Below are 17,974 nucleotides of genomic sequence, written 5' to 3' on the forward strand. Positions count from 1 at the left end.
TCCCCGGGCCCCCACCAGGATCAGCTCGGAAGCACACAGTCGTGCCCCCCGCGCACTCGCCCGACGAGGCAGCGCGGACAGCGCACAGAACGGAGAGCGCACATGCCTCAGGACCAGCGGCTCGGTCGAGTCTCGAGCACCCCGAGCACTCGCAGGAGGCGGATGAGTCTCGCACTCATCGCGGCGACGGCGGTGGCGATGATCGCCCCGGTCCTCGTCTCTCCGACACCCGCCCAGGCCGCGGGAGCCGACCCGGTCTCGGTGACCATCGACGGCGCGGACGTCGCGGCGGCCGCCGAGAACGTGAACGGGCTCACCTTCAAGGGCTTCGGCGTCCTCACCGCCAACTCGACGAGCGCGCTGCTCCTCGACTACAAGGCGCAGCATCCGGAGAAGTACTGGGAGCTCATCGAGACCCTCTTCGGGGGCGACCGCCCCATCATGAACACCATCAAGATCGAGATGGGCAACGACCGCAACACCTCCACGGGACCGAACCCGTCGACGATGCGCACGCGTGACGAGTACCCCAACGTGAAGCGCGAGCCCGGCTTCCAGCTCGCCGCCGACGCGCAGCTCGTCGCACACGGCGACGTGCACGTGAGCATCCTGCGCTGGAACCGCCCAGCCTGGGCCACCGACCACGCCGCCCAGTACATCTGGTTCAAGAACACCGTGCTCGCCGCCTACCGCGAGTACGGGATCATGGTCGACTCCATCAACCCGGACGCCAACGAGACGCGTACCCCCGAGATCCAGCTGTACAAGGACTTCTCCGGCTGGCTCCGCGGCGACGAGAAGGGCTACGAGGGCACGAGCACGGCAGACCCGAACAGCGGCTTCGCCTCGGATGAGGAGCGGGACCTCTACCGATCCATCGAGACCGTCGCCGCCGACACGGTCGGAACCCCGCCGGTGTCGTTCGGCAACGAGATGATGTCCCCGACCGATTCGTCGCTGCGTGACGCGGTGGACGTCGTCGGCTTCCACTACTCGAGCGCCGACGACAGCGCCGGCAACCTCACGAAGGTGGCCGAGCAGCTCGACAAGGAGGTGTGGAACTCAGAGGGGCAGTCCACGTTCTCCAACTCCGCCGACCGTCCGAACAACACCAACAGCGACGAGCGGGGCGGAACGGGCACCGGATTCGGCGGGCCGAACAGCGCCCTCGAGATGGGCAACTGGGTCACGACCGGGTTCGACGAGTCCCGACGCACCCTCAACATCTTCCAGCCCGCGATCGGCTCGTTCTACGACGGCTTCCAGTACTCCTCCAAGGAACTCGTGAGCGCCCGCGACCCGTGGTCCGGCTGGCTGTACTACGACGGCGGTCTCGCCATGATCGAGCAGTTCACCAAGTTCGCGAAGCTCGGATGGGAGAACGACGACAACACCGCCGGCATCTGGCGCGCCATCCCGCAGGCCTCCGACAGCGAGCTCGGGAAGGGCAACCCGCCGGATGGCGCCCGTCTGGGAGGGGCGTCCTTCACGACCCTCGCGGCTCCCGATGCCACCGACTTCTCGACCGTCATCATCAACGACAGCAGCTTCACGAAGACCTACCGCATCACGGCGAAGGACATGGCGCTCGGCGCAGACCGCACAGCGGAGCTCTGGGAGACGCGCGCCGCGGACGAGGGGCAGGCGTACAACGCCAACTACCTCGCACCCGTCGGGGAGATCGAGCCGAACGGGGACGGGCTCTACACCGTCGAGGTCAAGCCCTGGTCCTCGATGACCCTCACGACGCTCGACCAGGCGACAGCAGCAGCCGACGGCACGCTGTCCGCCAAGGACGGCTACGCGAGCGCGCTGCCGACGTCCCCCGAATACACGGACCCGGCCGGCGGCCGCGACGTCCTGGACACCGACTCGACCGGCGCCCAGAACGGTGTCGCCGACGACGCGTTCCTCTACGCCGACGACTTCGACTACGCCAGCACCGGCAACATCAGCGGCTACGACCCGGCCACCGGATCGCTTGTCGACTCCGGGGAGTCATTCCTGGACAGCCGCGGCGCCAAGGAGAAGCCGAGCGGGACGCCAGCCCTGCAGCCAGAAGATCAGGGCGTGACCCCCCGGTACACGAACGACACCAACGGCGCATTCGAGTCTGTCGCCACGGCCGACGCCACCCACGGCCGCGCGCTCAGGCAGCAGGTTGGCCCAGGTATGGCCGGCGGCGCCTGGAACAGCGGCGACCCCAAGACGACGATCGGTGACGCCCGGTGGGCGAACTACACGGTGTCGGCCGACGTGCTCTTCGAGGCCGCGGGGGCGCAGTACGCCACCATCGGCGCCCGAGAGCAGGGCGGCACGGCGAACGGGCAGAACGTCTCGGCAGCCGAGCTGAAGGTCGAGCCCACCGGAGCGTGGACCTTCACGCGCTACGGCACGACGCTCTCCACGGGCACCGTGGCAGGCAACGCAGACGTCGCGTTCACTGCAGGCGCGGGCGTCTGGAACACCATCGCCGTGACCGTCGCCGCCGACACGTACACGGCATCGATCAACGGCGTGCAGATCGCCACGTACACGGATGCCGCACCGCAGGCCACGGGGCGCATCCAACTCGGATCCAGCTTCAACTTCGTGCAGTTCGACAACCTGAAGATCCAGACGCTGCCCGGATACACGCCATACGCCACGCAGATCATCGATGGGATGCACCAGAGCAGCTGGTCGAACACGTCGACGCCGGTGCTCGAGTTCGACGCCAACTGGAGCCACGTCAACGGACAGGGCATGTTCGAGTGGCAGCGAACCGCATCCAAGAGCACCGCCAAGGGCGCCGCGCTGAGCTACTCCTTCACCGGAACGGGCCTGGACATCATCGGCTCCAACCCCGGAACTGCAACGCTTGATGTCGAGGTGGATGGGATCCCCGTCGTCCTCGGAGCCCCGACCTGGAGCGCAGGCAGCGCCCGAACCACGTTCACGCTCCGCGGCCTCGCCAACGGCGCCCACACGGTCGTCGTCAAGACGGCCAACGACAGCTCGATCAACGTCGACTCGGTCGCCACGATCAGTGCGGTCGCGGATTCGGCGCGAGTCGACACGGGAGCACTCACCGAAGCCGTCTCCAGCGTCGCGCAGCTCGTCGAGGCGGACTACGCACCCCAGTCATGGGCCCCGTTCGCTGCCGCTCGGACGGCGGCGCAGACCGCGATCGCCGACCCGCTCGGGTACGGACTCGACGTCGAGGGGGCGACGGCGATCGAAGCGCGACTCGCATCCGCTGCAGACGCGCTCACCCCGAAGGATGTGAGCGCCGACGTGACCGACCTGGGTTCCGTCGCCATCACCGCCGCCGAACGTGCCCTGCCCGGTTCCCTCACGCTGTCGGGGACCGAGGTGGACGTCATCTGGACTGCCGCGTCGAACGCCAGCGCACGGACCACGGGTGAGCTTGCGAGCTTCACGGCCAGCGGCCGCACCACGGAGAAGACCGAAGCCGGCGTCTACCAGCGCTTCTCGGCGAGCGTGCTCGTCGTCCCCGCCGATCTCGACTACTTCATCGACTCCGGCTCCAGCGGTTCGGCAGCAGGCTCCGCTCATGCGGCCGCAGCGGCCGTCTCACCCAAGCTTCGCAACGAGACCGCCGACCAGAAGTGGGACGGCGCGGCCCCAGGCAGCACGTGGGGGTATGCGACCGCTGCGACAACGCTCGCGGGCGGCACGCCGCAGGACTGGGGATCGTCGTACATCGGCGCCGACTTCAACAAGCCCGTCACCTACTCCCTGACACTCCCCGCCGGTTCCTACAACATCGTCGGAGTGCAGGCTCCACGTGCGGGACTCACGACGAACCTGTCCGCGAAGCTCACCGCGAACGGTGAGACCACCTCGAAGACGGCGGTCTCGACAGGGGCGGCGACGCCGATCGCGCAGACGCTCACGCTCGACGAGGAAGCGGTCGTCCAGCTGGAGTTCGGCACCAACGGGACAAGCGGGTACAACGCGCGACTCGCGCTCGTCTACGTGCAGACGCTGCCCCGGGACCTCGGCGTGCAGGGCGTGCTCGGCACCGACGACCCGCTCCCCGCCACGGTGACGGTCGCAGACGCCGAACGTGCCGTCACGTGGGAGCCAGCCGCCCACGAGCAGGCCCGCACCGAGTACGAGACGATCACAGCGAAGGGACGCCTCGACGACAGTGACGCACCAGTCGTCGCGCAGTACGAGATCGTGCCGCCAGGGCTCGTCTACTTCATCGACGCCGGGACGAACGGTGTCGCCTCACCGCAATACGCGGCAGTGTCAGGCGCCGTCGACGCACTGCGCAACGACAAGGTCGACCAGGTCTCCACGTCAGCTGAGCAATGGGGACATGTCGCCGACGGCATGAAGCTGAAGACCGGGACCGACGTCAAGGACAAGTACTCGACCGGCCTGTACCAGGACACCACCAAGCTGAGCTACCGGCTCCCGCTGGAACCCGGCACCTACACGCTGACCGGCGGCTTCACCGAGTGGTGGAACCTGAGCAGGACCATGTACCAGACCGTGTCGGTCAACGGCACGGAGCTCGCGAAGGGAAGCATCCCGCTCTCCGGCTCCACACCCAAGCTCTCCGCAGGACTGACCTTCACGCTCTCGGAGGCGGCCACGGTCGACTACCTCGTGACCAACGAGGGCGCCGGCGGCGAGAAGCCCGTCATCTCCTGGCTGGCAGTCGCCGACGAGACGCTGCCCGGCACCCCGCAGAACGCGGTCGCAGCGCAGGCGGGCGATACCGCCATCACCGTCTCCTGGGACGACCTCGAGGACACCGGTGCGGCGTTCACCGGCTACCGCGTGTACGAGGCGGGCGGTTCGGACCCGGTCTGCGAGACAACGGAGACCAGCTGCACCGTCGAGGGACTCGCTTCCGGCTCGACGCACTCCTACGAGGTGACCGGCGTCAACGCCTCCGGGGAAAGCCCACGATCGGCCGCGACCGCACCCGTGACCCTGAGCGAAGCGCCCACGGACGACGGCGCGACGAAGGCGCCGGGCAAGGGCGTGCTCTCCTCCAACGACGGCTGGAACACCGGCCTCCGCGACGGCGAGTTCCAGCTGACCATGAACCTCTGGTGGGGCGAGAACGGCTCCGTCTTCCGCCTCTACCGAGACGGCCAGCTGGTCAGCACGACACCGCTCACCATGAACTCGCCGGCGGCACAGTCAGCTGCCGTCGACATCGCCGGCCTGAAGAACGGAACCTACGTCTTCACCGGTGAGCTGGTGAACTCGAAGGGAACGACCTCGACAGAATCGCTCACGGTGACGGTGACCAACGCCTCCCCCGGCGCACCGTCCCTCTCCTCGGACAACTGGGACGGCGACGGCAGCTACACCGTCACCGCGAACCTCTGGTGGGGCACCAACGCCACCTCCTACCGGTTCCTCGAGAACGGTGTCGAGGTCGGTGCCGGCACGCTCACCGCAGCGAGCCCCGCAGCCCAGAAGGCGGTGCTGGACGTCGCCGGCAACCCCCCGGGTCAGTACGAGTACACGGTCGAGCTCATCAACGCCGCCGGCAGCACCGTGAGCGCGACGCACACGGTCTCGGTCACGAAGTAGCTGCACCCACAGGTCGGGCGCCGTATCGCAGGTGGATGCGGCGCCCAGCCAGCGGCACTCGAGGACGAGCCGACGGCACTCGACGGGACCACCGGTCTCCAGTTACTCGCAACGCCCGTTCGATAGCGTTGGTCAGCAACCGAACGGTTCACAGTGCTGGCCGACAGGTGATCCGACAATGGAGGCGTCGATGCCGAAGGACCGCAACCGCACAGGCATGTTCGCCGTCCTCGCGGCTGCCCTGCTGCTCATTGGAATCGTGGCCGCTGCTGCACTGCTCGGCACTCCGACTGGATGGGTGATCTTCATCGCCATCGTCGGGTTCCCTCTCGTCTTGGTGCCAGCGGCGCTGCTTGGCCTTCGCTGGGGTGACGCCAGGATGGCGAAGGCCGGACCGGGTGTCCTCACTGCTCTGGGCCCAGGTGAGATCCGCGAAATGGATGTCACTGACGTACCGATCGCAACACTCGGCTGGCGCGCCACCCTGGAGCATCTCCCACCCCTGTTGCCACCAGCGCGCATGCGCGCCCTGATCATCGCAGGACTCCTCGGCGCGGGCGCGGGCGTCTGGATGTCCCTGGGCCTCACCGATGCTCCCGAGCCCTGGCAGACGGGCCTCGGTGCCGCACTGTTCGGCGTGACCGGAGCGCTGGTGCTCCCACTCGTGCTCCTGCTCGCCTGGCTGGCTATCGCTCACCGGGATGCTGCGCTTGATCGCGGCACAAGAAGGCTCCTCGAGCAATCCATCAATCCCGCGAACGACCGCATACGCATCAATACCGCCAGGCTCGAGGAGCTGCAGGCAGGTATCGATCAGCGACGTGCCGTCTACCCATTGCTCGTCCCCATCGCGGCCAGCGCGACCGTTGCGGTGGTCGCGGCCACCGGCGCTCAGCTCGCCCTTTCAGGCGGCGAAGAGTTTCCGCGCATGGCTTCGTTCGCGTCTTCGACGTTGATGCTCTGGCTGGGCCTCACGGGCTTCGGAAAAACGGAGCAGATCGCCGTCGCTCTGCGGGAGGTTCGGTCGAGCGGAGATTCCGGCTGACGCGAACCTCGGGGTTCAGTCCTCGCGAACGAAACGGGCTTCTCCGGCCGACGTTGACATCACGATCTCTTCACCTTCGATGGTGAGCTCCGTGAAGCCGCTGTAGAGCAGGTCTTCTACCTCGTGAAGTTTCGGATCGCAACCCACCTCCGTCGCTGCCCAGGAGCCTATCCGGATTGCGTTGCCTCGCACAGAATAGGCACCACCTGCACCATTGCAACCAGCTCCGGTGAAGGCGTATTCGTCGGTGAATTCGATCGTCGCCATCGCGAACTCGGGAGGGACACCAGCTGGTGATCGGCTGACCGCCCAGGTGCCGACCAGTTCCGCTTCAGAGAGCGACGGCGGAGCACAGCCTGCAGGAGCGAGGGCGACGAGGGCGAGGAACGACAAGGCCACCCGAGCGCGGCGGGACTTGGGCTGGCTGTGCACGATTCCTCCGGTCTCCGCGGGCTTTCTCCGCTCATCCTCTCGTCATCACCTTACGGAGCGTCCTTCCTCTCGGCCATGAAGCGCTGCGTTTCCCCGGGAAGGCGCGGCCTCCGCCGCCGCGCGTCTACTTGTAGTCGAGGCGCAGCCGCAGGCGCTCGCCGACCTCGAACTGCACATCGTCGAGTTTCAGCGGGTCGAGCTGCAGGTCGCGCAGGTCGATGGGGTCCTTCAATTCTTCGCGGATCTGCTTCCGCACGGCGAGCAGGAGCAGCCCGATGATGGGGTTGTGGCTCGTGAGCGCGGGCTTGAGCAGCCGCAGCTTGAGGTCGTCGCCGAGCTGAGCCTCCGTCGTGAAGTGCAGACTGGCGCCCAGCAGCCCCCGCTTCACGTTGCCCGAGACGTGCACACGCGCTCCGCGAGGCCCGGCCTGCGTCAGCTCGAACTCCAGGCGCGGCACCCTGAAGCCCTGGCTGGCAGCCGACTCCTGCACCAACCTGATCACCGCGTCCGACACCGCCTGCTGCTGCGCCGACAGATCGATCGACAGGGCATCGACGGGGAAGACCGTCACGGCCTCACCCCCGGCCATGCCGCGCTTGAGCGCGAGGGCCAGCTGACCGAGGTCGTCCTCCGCCCAATCGACGTGCACCCCGGTGGCCGTGACCGTCGCATCGACGTCGACGTCCTGGATGCGGATGGGGAGTGCACGCGCACGCACTTCGGCGACCTTCGCATCCGTCCTCGATACCTCGGTGCCGAACGCAGGGAAGTCGGGCGTCGGCGGGGTGTCCACTACCGTCGGATCGAGGGTCACCTCGAGGCCGGTGAAGTCGAGGTCGAGCCCCACGAGGTCGCCGGCGAGAGGATGCGCGGTGACGCGCGCCGCATCGAAACCGCGCACGTCCATGGTCGGGTCGAGGGCGAAGATCGGCGGAACCGTCTCGCGCAGGAAGCGCTCGAGCACAGCAGCCGCCTCGTCAGAGGTGGTCGGGCGGGAACCGGACGCGACGACCAGCGTCTCAAGCTCGGACTCGGGAGAAGCACCGTCTTCTGGGGCCTGCTGGGGAGTCTCCATGCCCTCAACCCTACGGGCGGAGCCTCCCCCGACCCTGGCCGAGCGCCAACACCAAGTAGGATCGATGCTCGACGCGACCCAAGCGGACGCGACAGTTCACTCCGGCTCGACGAGCCCGAGCACCACTCTCGAGAGAAACGCAGCTATGGACAGCAAATTGATCGCGTGGAACGGCGACGTGCAGCCAGAAGCCGTCGACATCCTCACCGGAGACGGCGGACTCGTCGTCGTCCCGACGAAGGTCGGCTACATCATCATGACCTCCGACAAGGAGGGACTCGAGCGCAAGTTCGAGGCGAAGGAGCGCAACCGCAACAAGCCGGGCGTCGTGCTCTGCGGCTCGCTCGAGCAGCTCCGTGCGCTCGCGCAGCTCACGCCGGAGATCGACGCGTTCTACGAGCGCCACTGGAACGACGACATCCTCCTCGGCTGCATCCTGCCCTGGAAGGAAGAGGCCGTCGCCGCCCTCCCCGATGACGGCACCAAGGAGCTCATGATGGACGGCCGCGGCACGAGCTGCTTCGTCATCAAGTTCGGCGTCCCCGGCGAGAAGCTCGCGAAGGAGCTCTACGAGAAGCACGGCCGCTTCGCGTTCGCCAGCTCCGCGAACCCGTCCGGCAAGGGCAACCGCGGCCTTGTCGAGGGCATCGGCGAGCGCATCCACGACCGCGCGGACCTCATCATCGAGGCCAACGACTACGTCGCGTCGATCCAGCCGGAGGCGACGACGGAGACGCGCCACGAGCAGGGCGTCATGATCTCGATGGTGGACGCCGACGGCACCCTCATCCCCGAGCAGGGCGGCCAGCGCTCGATCTCGCCGGCGCCCGTCGTGATCCGCAAGGGCCTCGACATCAACCGCATCATGGCGATCCTCGCCGAATCGTTCAACAGCTGGGACTTCCGCCAGGGCGAGTACTACTGATTCTGGTTCGCACCGGGGGCTGACCGCCTCCTGCGTCTCGGCAGATTCACGTCGTGGATTGTCGGACGGGCTCGCTACGCTTTCTGCGTGCGAGCCCGTTCTTCGTTAGCTGACCTCACCCGCCTGATCGAGTCGAGGCCGATCTCGCGCGGGCGCCTGCGCCGCGTGCTGAACGCGCCGCCGTCCGCTGCGACGACGCGGGAGTGGTGGGGCGCACTGCCTGCCCCGGAGCGTGAGCGTCTGCTGCAGCAGGTGCCGCTGCTCGTCGGCAACCTCGACGGCATCCCGTGGTCGGTGCGCGTGCGCGCCAATCGGGAATCGCTGGGGCGTGCCATCCGAGCGCTCGAATCCGGCGCATCCATCGAGCGGGCTCTCGGCAGCGCGAGTGCGTTCGCGGGTGGCGAGATCAAGAGCATCCTGGCGGACGCGAGCCGGGGTGAGCTTCGTGACCGCGAGCGTCTTGTGCATCAGTTGAAGGAGCTGCACGGCGGGCGCGGGTTCGTGGATCGTGGAGGGAAGCCACGGTTTGTGTTGGCGTTCGATCCTGAACGCGATTCGATCGTCGAGTACGTGGGGACCGCCATCTCGGAGACGGAGGATCCCCTGGCTTCCCCGTTTGCCGAGGGCGTCTCCTCCGTGGGCATCTTCGTGCCTGGCAACGAGGCGAGGTTGCTGGACTTCGAGGGCAAGGCGCACACGATGTCGGAGTTGTTGAAGCTCGCACCAGCTGGGGAGGCTGGGCTGGTGGTGTGGCAGGGCGGCCGGTTCCCCCGTGGCCCGCTGGCGTTGTCGGCGGCGATGGCGGACGGTCTTGCCCGGAAGCTGGGGGCGTTCGTGAATGCGATTCCTCGGGATGGAAGGGTCGCGTTGACGGCGTTCGGCTTCAGCTTCGGCGGCGGGGTGACGGGGCGTGCCATGTCGTTGGGGATGCGCGTCGATCGTGTTGTGCACGTGTCGAGCGCCGGTCTTGGGCACGGGGTGACGTCGCTTGATGATCTGCCTGCGTCGGCTCGTGTGCCGCACTATGCGTTGCTGGCTCCTGTGGATCCGTCGGTGGGTCCGATTCTCGGCATCAATGTGCATCTCCCGTTCCTGGGCCGGGCGGGGCATTTCGGGCACGGAGCGGATCCGGCGCACGTGCGGGGTGTTGTTCGTCTTGAGACGGGTGTGCTGGGTGCCGCTCAGGAGAAGCGGGCCTCTGGGGCGCCGTTGGCTTTCGGGGACCTGTTGACGGGGCACACGTCGATTCTGGAGCAGTGGGGTACGACGGCGAAGCGCAATCTGGCGGCGGTGCTGGTTGGCGGTGGTGCTGAGGTGGAGCTGGCTCCGGATGTCGGAGTTCTGGGTCGGCTCGCGCAGCGGTTCCTGCTGCCGTATGCGCCGTTCCTGCGGGTGCGGGAGCCGGAGCTGCGCCGGATCGGTTGATCTGACGCAGCCCGGTGATCTGGGTGGCGGTTCAGCGCTCTTGGCCGGGGGTTGCCTGCTGCGTGTGCGTGCGCGCGCTTGCAGGCTTCGGTCGGGAACTGGTGGCGATCGTCGTGTCGAGGTTCGTGGCGAGTTGCGACTGCACGTGTCGGGTGCGGGGCGCTGCAGCGTGGCCGTGGCCGGCGCCGCGTTCCAGAGAGTCTCGCGCTTGGCTGGTGCGCTCGCCGAGGGCCGAGAGCTTGGCGGTCGCGGTGGATGCTGCTGCGCTGTTCGGTTCGTGCGCGAGGGGCGCGATTCGGGTGCCGTCTCGGCGGAGGTCGTCGATGGTGGACAGCACGTCGCGGCCCAGAGTGGCGCGGTCGAGGACATCGTTCGCGTCTCGGTCGAGCGTGCCGAGCCATGAGCGGGCGGAGGCACGGTCGAGGTTCCCCAGTGCCCTGCCGCGGCCGACAGCGGCACGAGCGTGGGCGCCGTCTCTCGCGCCTGGCGAGGTCGCATGGGCGGGGTCGATGTCGGCGGCGTAGAGCGTGCGACCGGCGCGGTCGACGACGAGCGCCCTGTCCACGTACCCCTCGGAGATCACACGTTCCAGCGACTTCGGCATCTGCTCGGCGGCGTTGTCGTGGAACTCCTGCGGAGTCCAGCGGCCGACTCCCTGATCGCGGACCTGCTCCGCGTAGCGCGACAGCACTCCGAGCCGTGAGACGGCCTCGGGAACGGCAAGCGCACGCACCTCGACGCGGTAGCCGGCATCCCGGAACTCCTTTGCCGTCGCCACGACCGCGTCCGGTTGCCTGAACGTCGTCTCGAACACCACCGACGCCTGGCGTTCCCGAAGGTAGTCGCTCGACATGCGCGCCCACGCACCCGCCGCCTGCGCCGTCACCTCCGGCATGCGCAGCGGATCCTCACGCATGAGACGCGCGTAGTCGGGGTGAAACTGTCGAAGATCGTCCCCGACCACGGCGACGGCGCTGCCCGTGTCCCGACTGGCTCGTGAGACGACACGCGTCTTCCCTGCGCCGGGTTGCGCACCGACCAGGACCAGGGTCGCGGGTCCAGGCGCAGCTCGCGCCAGGCGAGCCTCGACCCACGGTGCGATCGCGTTGTCGAAGAGCTCTGTGAGCTCCTGCCTGCTGAGCTCGTGACCGGCGCTCATGCCCGTCGGTCCTCGGCTTCGAACCTCCGCACCAGTTCTGCCCGTTTGGCCTGCACCTCAGCCAACGAGTAGCTGTCGACGGCATCGGCCTCCAGACTCACAGCGATGTTCTTCTGCAACCACAGGTCGCGTTCTTCAGTGGTCCTCGCCTGATGCCAGCGCTCCATGTACAAGCCGCCGAGCCGGTTCGCGGCTTCACGCATCGCGTCGTAGATCATGGGGTCGTAGTCGTCGGCAGGCTCGGCAGGCTCGACCCGCTCGTCGTTCTTGGGTTCCTCGGTCATGCTCGTCCTCTCCTCGTGGTGGTCTGCACGCATCGCCGTCGCGGTCAGCTCGCACCGCGCACGGTGCCAGCTCCCTCGCTGCCGCGCGTCTCGGCGCGGTAGCGCTCGACCAGCTCGTTGCGCTTGGTGACGACGCTCACGTTCGACTGCGCATCGACGTCGGCGACCTCCGCGCTGAGCGCGGCGAGCTTGTCCTGCCAGCGCCGGTACTCGTGGGCGCTTCGAGCCCGAGCGGCTCTCGCCGCGTAGAACGAAGCCAGCCGGCCCCCCGCGTCCAGCAGCAGGTCATACACCTCGGGCGAGTAGCCTCCGGCGCTCGGCACCCCTCGCGGGTCGCTCACGAAACTGTTGAAAGTGTTGTCACGCGTCACGTACGTCCTTCCGATTGCGTACTCGCGAACGTAGTCGCGAGGACGCACCCGGAACGATGCCGTGCCTGATCTGTGGACAACTTCGACTGCATCCCACGCCGACAACCAGACGTCAGGTATCGCGGCCGAGTGGCAAGCCCGCCTCCGCTCAGGCGAGGATGCGCTGCACGGCCCGCACGGGGATCCGGAGCCAGGCAGGCCTCTGCGAGGCTTCGTAGATCACTTCGTAGAGGGCCTTGTCGAGTTCGAACACGCGGATGAGCGCGGCAGCCTCGGCGGCGCTCAGCGGTTGGCTCCCCGACGAGTCCATTGGCAGGTGAACGCCTGACGCGCCCGCGCCGTCGCCACCGCGGGCATCCTGCGACTGTCGGCGGGCCGCCCGACCGTCGAGGGTGATCGCCCCCGTGTGTCGACCGACCCGCGACTCGCCGCTCGTGGCCGCCGCGTAGCCGTTGAGGAACGACTGGCGGGCCCGCGCAGCCCAATCGCCCGCGACGTTGCGGCCGGTCGTCATCTCGAGCGACCCTGCGACGTAGTCGAACGAGCGGAGGATTCCGGCGATGTCACGCTGCGGCGCATCAGCGGTGTTGCGCTGCTCGATGCTGCGCAACGGCTCCCCTTCGAAGTCGAGGAACACCCAGCCGCGATCTTCGACGGCCAGCACCTGGCCCAGGTGAAGGTCTCCGTGCACACGCTGCAGGCGCGGCCAGTTCATGTCCGCCGCACGCGCGTAGACCTCCTCCGCCGCGCCTCGGAGACGCTCCAGCGACGGTGCGACCGCGATGGCCGCATCCAGTCGCTGGCGCATGGCGGCGACCTCAGCCTGCACCTTCGGCACGGTCGCCTCGACGCTCGGAAGCACGTCGCGCAGCGTGCGATGCACCTCAGCGGTTGCCGTTCCGAGGGTGTAGGCGGCGTCGCCGAAGTCGTCACCCGTCTCGGCGGCCCGAAGCGCGACGCGCCAGGCGTCCTCGACACCCGGAAGGAACTCCTGCGCGAACACGAAGTTCCCCGACGCGCGCCCGCTGCTCGTGCGCGGGTCGGGCCAGAAGCCCGAGAGATGCCCGATGGCAGGGGGCACACGCACCGACCCGGCCGCGGTGAGCGCGGATTGGAGCGTCACCTCCGGGTTCTCACCGTCGTGCAGCATCCGGAAGACCTTGAGGATGAGCGGTGGAGCATCGCTGCCATCCGGCAGCCGCATCTCGCAGATGATGGACGTGTTCGACTGCTCACCTGAGAGCACCCGGCTGGTGACGAAGCTGCCGACCACGGCCCCCGGCATCGGCAGACCGTACGCGGCGATGTCGCTCCGCCCCCCAGCGCCGGTCGCATGCCCCTCACGTTCGAGGAGCGCGAGGAGCGCTTTCGCGAACGCGATGTCGTGCGGCCCGTCCACGACGGCGCTCACGCGCCCGGCCGCGTTGCTGATCGACCCGATGTAGCCGAGGGCGGGCACGCGAGCATCCACCTCGCGGAGCACGATCGGCACCTGGTAGACGACCGGCACGTCCCCGGAGGAATCGAGCATGCACGGCACCGTCACGAGGTGCACACCCGCCTCGCCGTTCGGGTTGGCGAGCACGTAGCTGCCGAGGTGGGTGAGCTGCGGTGCCCGGCCCTCACCGCCCGAGTACCAGCGCTGCTTCGGCATCCAGTCGCGAAGCATGTGGATGAGATCGGTCATTGCGCCTCCGGTTCAGATGATCAGCCTACCGACCGGATGCCCGCCGGTTTGCGTCAATCCGCCGCTGTGTTGCCTGGCATGGCGCAGGCGACGATCAGTCGCGTCTACGGCTGAGGACAACGGTGAACTTCGCGCCTCGAGCGACCTGCGCGCTCGGGCCGACGATCCGCTCGAGCGCGGCACGATGCGCGAGACCGGAGTTGAACACCGTCAGCATGGCGCCGCCGGGCTTCAGCATGCGCGCAGCCTGCTCGAAGAGCGGATGCGCCATGTCCTCGACGACCTCGTGGCGGTCGTGGAAGGGCGGGTTGAGCAGCACCAGGTCGACCGTCTCGGTCTCGATGCTGGACCCCGCGTCCTCCCGACGCACCTCCACCCGGTCCTCGACGCCCGCCAGCCGCACCGTCTCGCGGGCGGAGGCGGCCGCAGCCCAGGAGCGGTCGCTCGCGATGACCTCCAGCCGGGGGCGGAGCCTCGCGAGCGACACCGCGAGCACGCCGGTGCCGCAACCGAGGTCCACCGCGAGACCAGACTCCGGAAGCGCGTCGGCGGGAAGGTCGCGGAGGGTGGCGAGCAGCTCGCGCGTTCCAAGGTCGAGGCGGGGGCCGGCGAACGCGCCGCCGTGGCTCGCGATCGCGAACCCGAGCTCCTCGGAGCTCTGCACGACCGGGTACACGGATGGCGCACCACGCAGCTCGGCCCGCGGGACGCTCGCGTGCAGCACCCTCGACTTCTGCCTGCCGAGGCTCGCTGTGACGACGTCGAACGAGCGCTCCAACGTCTCGTTCATGCCGCGACTCATGTGCTTGATGCGACCACCCGCGACGATCCGCACGTCGGGATGCGCGTGCGCGGCGGCGAGCCGCACGATCTCGTCGAGCTCGGCGAGCGACTTCGGGAGGCGCAGCAGCACGAGCCGCACGCCGTCGAACAGCGCCGGCTCGAGACCGAAGCGAACGGCCTTCAGAGAGCGGAAGCTCGCACGCACGGCCTCGTCGCTGGCTCGCTCCTCAGAGAGTGCGTCATGGAAGGTGCGGATCGTGTCGAGGTCGAAGCGCTCCGCGGCCGCGACGGCAAGCGCGCCGGTGACATCACCGACGACCGCGAGCGGCGCATCCACGCCACCCAGGTCGGCGGCCTCGTCCAGGATGAGGCGGTCGACGGGATCAGGCGCGCCGGCGGGTGCCGTGCCCAGGTTGGAGTCGGCCATTCCTAGGCGACGGTGTCGATGAGCGGCTCTGCCTCTTCACCGGTGATGTAGCGGCGACCCGAGACCTCGGCCACGGTGATGGCGACATACTCGTTCTTCGGCGTCGCGATGAGGGGGCGCACGCCGAGCTGCTCTGCCCGTTCGAGCTCCGCCTCGGTACTGAGCACCCTCGCTCCACCGCGCGCGACGAGGCTCGTCGCGAACCCGTCGCCGAGGGCGTCGGACTGGAACACGACTTCCTTGGCGATGGACGCTCCCGCGAGCTTGAAACCCGGCGCAGATTTGAAGACGATCTCGCCGTCGGGTTCGCTGAACACGACGTTGATCGGATAGATCTCCACGCGGCCGTTCACGGCGAACGCGATGCGCCCGAACGTCGTCGCCCGCAACAGGCGGCGGCTTTCTTCGTCGCTCAGGACGGTGATGAGCTGATCGTCTTCCATGCGTCCATCATGGCCTGATCCGCACGACGCCGCCTGATCGATTTGCCCGCTCACGTTCGAATCGGCATCCGGGAGTCGATATACGCCGCGAGCGGTGCGAAACTTGACGCACCCCGAGCGACATCCGCTCGATCCGACACGGAGGTCATCCAATGGGCTACGGCAGCGGCATCGCACTCATCGTCATCGGCGCCATCCTGGCGTTCGCCATCAACGTCGACCTCGAGGGTTTCGTCGACCTCAAGACGATCGGCTACATCCTCATGGGAGCGGGTGCCGTGGTCTTCGTCATCAGCCTCGTGTCCGCTCTTCGCCGCAAGCAGTCGACGTCGCTGACCCGCAAGGTCATCGACCCCAACACGGGTCAGGAAGTCATCGAGCGCACGAACCGCAGCAACTGAGCGGCGCCGCCGTCTGAACGGGGCGCTCGCCCGGCTCAGGCGGAGACGAAGAAGAGCCGCTTGTTGGCGAACTCCCCGATGCCGATGGGGCCCATCTCGCGACCGAAGCCGGAGTTCTTGACGCCGCCGAACGGCAACTCGGCTGCCTCCGCAGCGATCGTGTTCACGTGCGCCATCCCGACCTCGAGTCGCCGGGCGACGCGGGTGGCACGCGCCTCGTCGGTCGAGAAGACCGAGCCGCCCAGGCCGAGCGCGCAGTCGTTCGCGAGCTCGAGGGCCTCCTCGTCGCTCGACACCCGGTAGACGGTCGCGACGGGGCCGAACATCTCGACACCGTACGACTCGGAGTCGCGCGGAACACCCGTGAGCACGGCTGGCGAGTAGTAGGCCCCAGACCCGTCCGACAGCACCCCGCCGACCTCGAGGGTCGCACCCTCTGCCACGGCCTTCTGCACCTGAGCGTGCACCGTCTCAGCGGCCGTCCGGCTCGACATGGGCGGGAAGGCACCGTCAGCGAGGTCGAGCTGGTCTCCGGGAACGAGCCCCGTGGCGAGCTTCTTGAGCTCCTCGACGAACTCGTCGTAGATGTCATCCATGACGATGAGGCGCTTGTTCGAGTTGCAGACCTGGCCGACGTTGTAGACGCGGAAGTCCCACGCCTGCTTCGCGACGGCCGCGACGTCGTCAGAGTCGAGCACCACCATCGGGTCGATGCCGCCGAGCTCGAGCACGCACTTCTTCAGGTTGCGTCCCGCCTGCGCGCCGATGATCGCGCCCGCACGCTCGGAACCCGTCAGCGAGATGCCCTGCACGCGGTCATCCGCGATGAGGGTCGCGATCTGGTCGTGGGACGCGAAGACGTTCTGGTAGCCGCCGACCGGCACACCGGCCTGCTCCATGATCTCCTGGATGGTCAGCGCAGACCTCGCGCAGATGTCGGCGTGCTTGAGCAGGATGGTGTTGCCGAGCACGAGGTTCGGCGCGGCGAAGCGCGCCACCTGGTAGTACGGGAAGTTCCACGGCATGACGCCGAGCAGGGTACCGACGGGGCGGTGCTCGATGTACGCCTTGCCCGGAATCGTGCTCGGGATCTCGAAATCGGTGATGAGGCTCGGGCCGTGCACGCCGTAGTAGTCGATGATCGACGCCGCGAACTCGACCTCGTCGATCGACTCCTGCACCGACTTGCCCATCTCGACGGCGATCAGGTGCGCGAGCTCGTCCTTGCGCTCGAGGAAGATCTCCGCGACCCGCCGCACGACGGCCGCGCGATCCTGCACGCTGCGCTCCCGCCACTCGCGGTACACCGCGTCCGCGCTCTCGACGGCCTGCTCGATCTGCGCATCCGTCGCGTCATCGAAGGTCTCGATGATCTCGCCAGTCGCGGGATTCTGCACTCGGTACTTGGACATGTCGCTCCTTGGCTCGGCCGTCGTGTCGATGCCAGTCTGACGCAAAACGCGTTGCCAGTTTGGTCGAATGCTGACCTTCACCTCTACAAAGCCGCCACTCGGGCGTCGGTGGCCGTCCGTAGTCTGACCATGCTTCTGCTCCGCAGACACAACCCGTCCCACCAGCCAACAAGCTCGAGGAGTAACACGTGGACTCTGCACTTCCCACGATCCAGCACTGGATCGATGGCGCCCTCGCGACGACGACGCCGGCGCGCACCTCGCCGGTCTTCAATCCCGCCCTCGGCGTCGCCACCGCGAACGTCGCGCTGGCGGAGCAGGCGGAGATCGACGCCGCGGTCGCCGCAGCCAAAGCCGCGTTCCCGGGATGGTCGAACGCGTCGGTGGCGAAGCGTCAGGGGGTGCTGTTCCGCTTCCGTGAGCTGTTGAACGAGCGGAAGCTGGAGCTCGCGCGCATCATCACGTCCGAGCACGGCAAGGTCGTGTCCGACGCGGCCGGCGAGATCCAGCGCGGCCTCGAGGTCGTGGAACTCGCCACCG

General features: G+C 68.0%; 15 protein-coding genes. 6 read left to right on the top strand and 9 right to left on the bottom strand.

Annotation, left to right across the window (positions count from 1 at the left end; genetic code table 11):
- The first annotated feature begins 162 nt into the window (after positions 1-162).
- Together F8O03_RS17390 and F8O03_RS17395 are read left to right on the top strand one after the other, a co-directional pair.
- Positions 163-5,565, top strand: coding sequence for a chitinase N-terminal domain-containing protein (locus F8O03_RS17390; protein ID WP_151424991.1), 5,403 nt, complete (start codon positions 163-165; stop codon positions 5,563-5,565).
- A gap of 190 nt (positions 5,566-5,755) precedes the next feature.
- Positions 5,756-6,610 (top strand): hypothetical protein, encoded by an 855-nt coding sequence (locus tag F8O03_RS17395; protein ID WP_151424992.1) that lies wholly within the window; start codon positions 5,756-5,758, stop codon positions 6,608-6,610.
- A 15-nt stretch (positions 6,611-6,625) separates the two neighbouring features.
- Here F8O03_RS17395 and F8O03_RS17400 read toward each other — a convergent pair whose 3' ends face one another.
- Positions 6,626-7,042 (bottom strand): META domain-containing protein, encoded by a 417-nt coding sequence (locus F8O03_RS17400; RefSeq protein WP_167516628.1) that lies wholly within the window; start codon positions 7,040-7,042, stop codon positions 6,626-6,628.
- 124 nt (positions 7,043-7,166) lie between these two features.
- A complete protein-coding gene (locus F8O03_RS17405) occupies positions 7,167-8,117 on the bottom strand; it encodes a hypothetical protein (protein ID WP_151424994.1) in 951 nt (316 codons plus the stop codon).
- Between the two features lie 145 nt (positions 8,118-8,262).
- On the opposite strand from F8O03_RS17405, the gene F8O03_RS17410 reads away from it, so the two are divergent.
- Both F8O03_RS17410 and F8O03_RS17415 read left to right on the top strand, forming a co-directional pair.
- The gene (locus F8O03_RS17410; RefSeq protein WP_104254793.1) at positions 8,263-9,042 is read left to right on the top strand and encodes an L-threonylcarbamoyladenylate synthase; all 780 of its coding nucleotides are present in this window, start codon (positions 8,263-8,265) and stop codon (positions 9,040-9,042) included.
- Positions 9,043-9,207: 165 nt separating this feature from the next.
- The gene (locus F8O03_RS17415; RefSeq protein WP_151424995.1) at positions 9,208-10,467 is read left to right on the top strand and encodes an alpha/beta hydrolase; all 1,260 of its coding nucleotides are present in this window, start codon (positions 9,208-9,210) and stop codon (positions 10,465-10,467) included.
- A 31-nt stretch (positions 10,468-10,498) separates the two neighbouring features.
- Here the strand turns inward: F8O03_RS17415 and F8O03_RS17420 are convergent, their stop codons facing one another.
- From F8O03_RS17420 to F8O03_RS17445, 6 genes are all read right to left on the bottom strand, one after another.
- On the bottom strand, positions 10,499-11,626 hold the full coding sequence (locus F8O03_RS17420; RefSeq protein WP_151424996.1) for a zeta toxin family protein: 1,128 nt from the start codon (positions 11,624-11,626) through the stop codon (positions 10,499-10,501).
- Complete coding sequence (locus F8O03_RS17425; protein ID WP_151424997.1) at positions 11,623-11,910, bottom strand: hypothetical protein; 288 nt, start codon at positions 11,908-11,910, stop codon at positions 11,623-11,625. The genes F8O03_RS17420 and F8O03_RS17425 overlap by 4 nt, the downstream gene beginning before the upstream one ends.
- A gap of 44 nt (positions 11,911-11,954) precedes the next feature.
- Positions 11,955-12,251, bottom strand: coding sequence for a hypothetical protein (locus tag F8O03_RS17430; protein WP_151424998.1), 297 nt, complete (start codon positions 12,249-12,251; stop codon positions 11,955-11,957).
- Positions 12,252-12,429: 178 nt separating this feature from the next.
- Positions 12,430-13,968, bottom strand: coding sequence for a maltokinase N-terminal cap-like domain-containing protein (locus F8O03_RS17435; RefSeq protein WP_151424999.1), 1,539 nt, complete (start codon positions 13,966-13,968; stop codon positions 12,430-12,432).
- Positions 13,969-14,062: 94 nt separating this feature from the next.
- Complete coding sequence (locus tag F8O03_RS17440; protein ID WP_151425000.1) at positions 14,063-15,178, bottom strand: class I SAM-dependent methyltransferase; 1,116 nt, start codon at positions 15,176-15,178, stop codon at positions 14,063-14,065.
- Between the two features lie 2 nt (positions 15,179-15,180).
- A complete protein-coding gene (locus tag F8O03_RS17445) occupies positions 15,181-15,621 on the bottom strand; it encodes a pyridoxamine 5'-phosphate oxidase family protein (protein ID WP_151425001.1) in 441 nt (146 codons plus the stop codon).
- A gap of 152 nt (positions 15,622-15,773) precedes the next feature.
- On the opposite strand from F8O03_RS17445, the gene F8O03_RS17450 reads away from it, so the two are divergent.
- The gene (locus F8O03_RS17450) at positions 15,774-16,022 is read left to right on the top strand and encodes a DUF6458 family protein (protein WP_151425002.1); all 249 of its coding nucleotides are present in this window, start codon (positions 15,774-15,776) and stop codon (positions 16,020-16,022) included.
- 35 nt (positions 16,023-16,057) lie between these two features.
- Here the strand turns inward: F8O03_RS17450 and F8O03_RS17455 are convergent, their stop codons facing one another.
- Positions 16,058-17,434 carry an NAD-dependent succinate-semialdehyde dehydrogenase gene (locus F8O03_RS17455; RefSeq protein WP_151425003.1) on the bottom strand — a complete coding sequence of 459 codons (1,377 nt, stop codon included), beginning with the start codon at positions 17,432-17,434 and terminating at the stop codon, positions 16,058-16,060.
- 188 nt (positions 17,435-17,622) lie between these two features.
- Between F8O03_RS17455 and F8O03_RS17460 the strand changes: the two genes are divergently transcribed.
- Positions 17,623-17,974, top strand: a 352-nt coding sequence (locus F8O03_RS17460) for an aldehyde dehydrogenase family protein (RefSeq protein WP_151425004.1), incomplete at its 3' end; no start/stop codon positions are given.

Source organism: Pseudoclavibacter terrae, assembly GCF_008831075.1.
Lineage (GTDB): Bacteria > Actinomycetota > Actinomycetes > Actinomycetales > Microbacteriaceae > Pseudoclavibacter > Pseudoclavibacter terrae.

Bases quoted from the DNA above. Each gene is read 5' to 3' on its own strand.
- F8O03_RS17390 (WP_151424991.1), top strand. From the start codon at position 163: ATGAGTCTCGCACTCATCGCGGCGACGGCGGTGGCGATGATCGCCCCG.
- F8O03_RS17395 (WP_151424992.1), top strand. From the start codon at position 5,756: ATGCCGAAGGACCGCAACCGCACAGGCATGTTCGCCGTCCTCGCGGCT.
- F8O03_RS17405 (WP_151424994.1), bottom strand. From the start codon at position 8,117: ATGGAGACTCCCCAGCAGGCCCCAGAAGACGGTGCTTCTCCCGAGTCC.
- F8O03_RS17410 (WP_104254793.1), top strand. From the start codon at position 8,263: ATGGACAGCAAATTGATCGCGTGGAACGGCGACGTGCAGCCAGAAGCC.
- F8O03_RS17420 (WP_151424996.1), bottom strand. From the start codon at position 11,626: ATGAGCGCCGGTCACGAGCTCAGCAGGCAGGAGCTCACAGAGCTCTTC.
- F8O03_RS17425 (WP_151424997.1), bottom strand. From the start codon at position 11,910: ATGACCGAGGAACCCAAGAACGACGAGCGGGTCGAGCCTGCCGAGCCT.
- F8O03_RS17435 (WP_151424999.1), bottom strand. From the start codon at position 13,968: ATGACCGATCTCATCCACATGCTTCGCGACTGGATGCCGAAGCAGCGC.
- F8O03_RS17440 (WP_151425000.1), bottom strand. From the start codon at position 15,178: ATGGCCGACTCCAACCTGGGCACGGCACCCGCCGGCGCGCCTGATCCC.
- F8O03_RS17445 (WP_151425001.1), bottom strand. From the start codon at position 15,621: ATGGAAGACGATCAGCTCATCACCGTCCTGAGCGACGAAGAAAGCCGC.
- F8O03_RS17450 (WP_151425002.1), top strand. From the start codon at position 15,774: ATGGGCTACGGCAGCGGCATCGCACTCATCGTCATCGGCGCCATCCTG.
- F8O03_RS17455 (WP_151425003.1), bottom strand. From the start codon at position 17,434: ATGTCCAAGTACCGAGTGCAGAATCCCGCGACTGGCGAGATCATCGAG.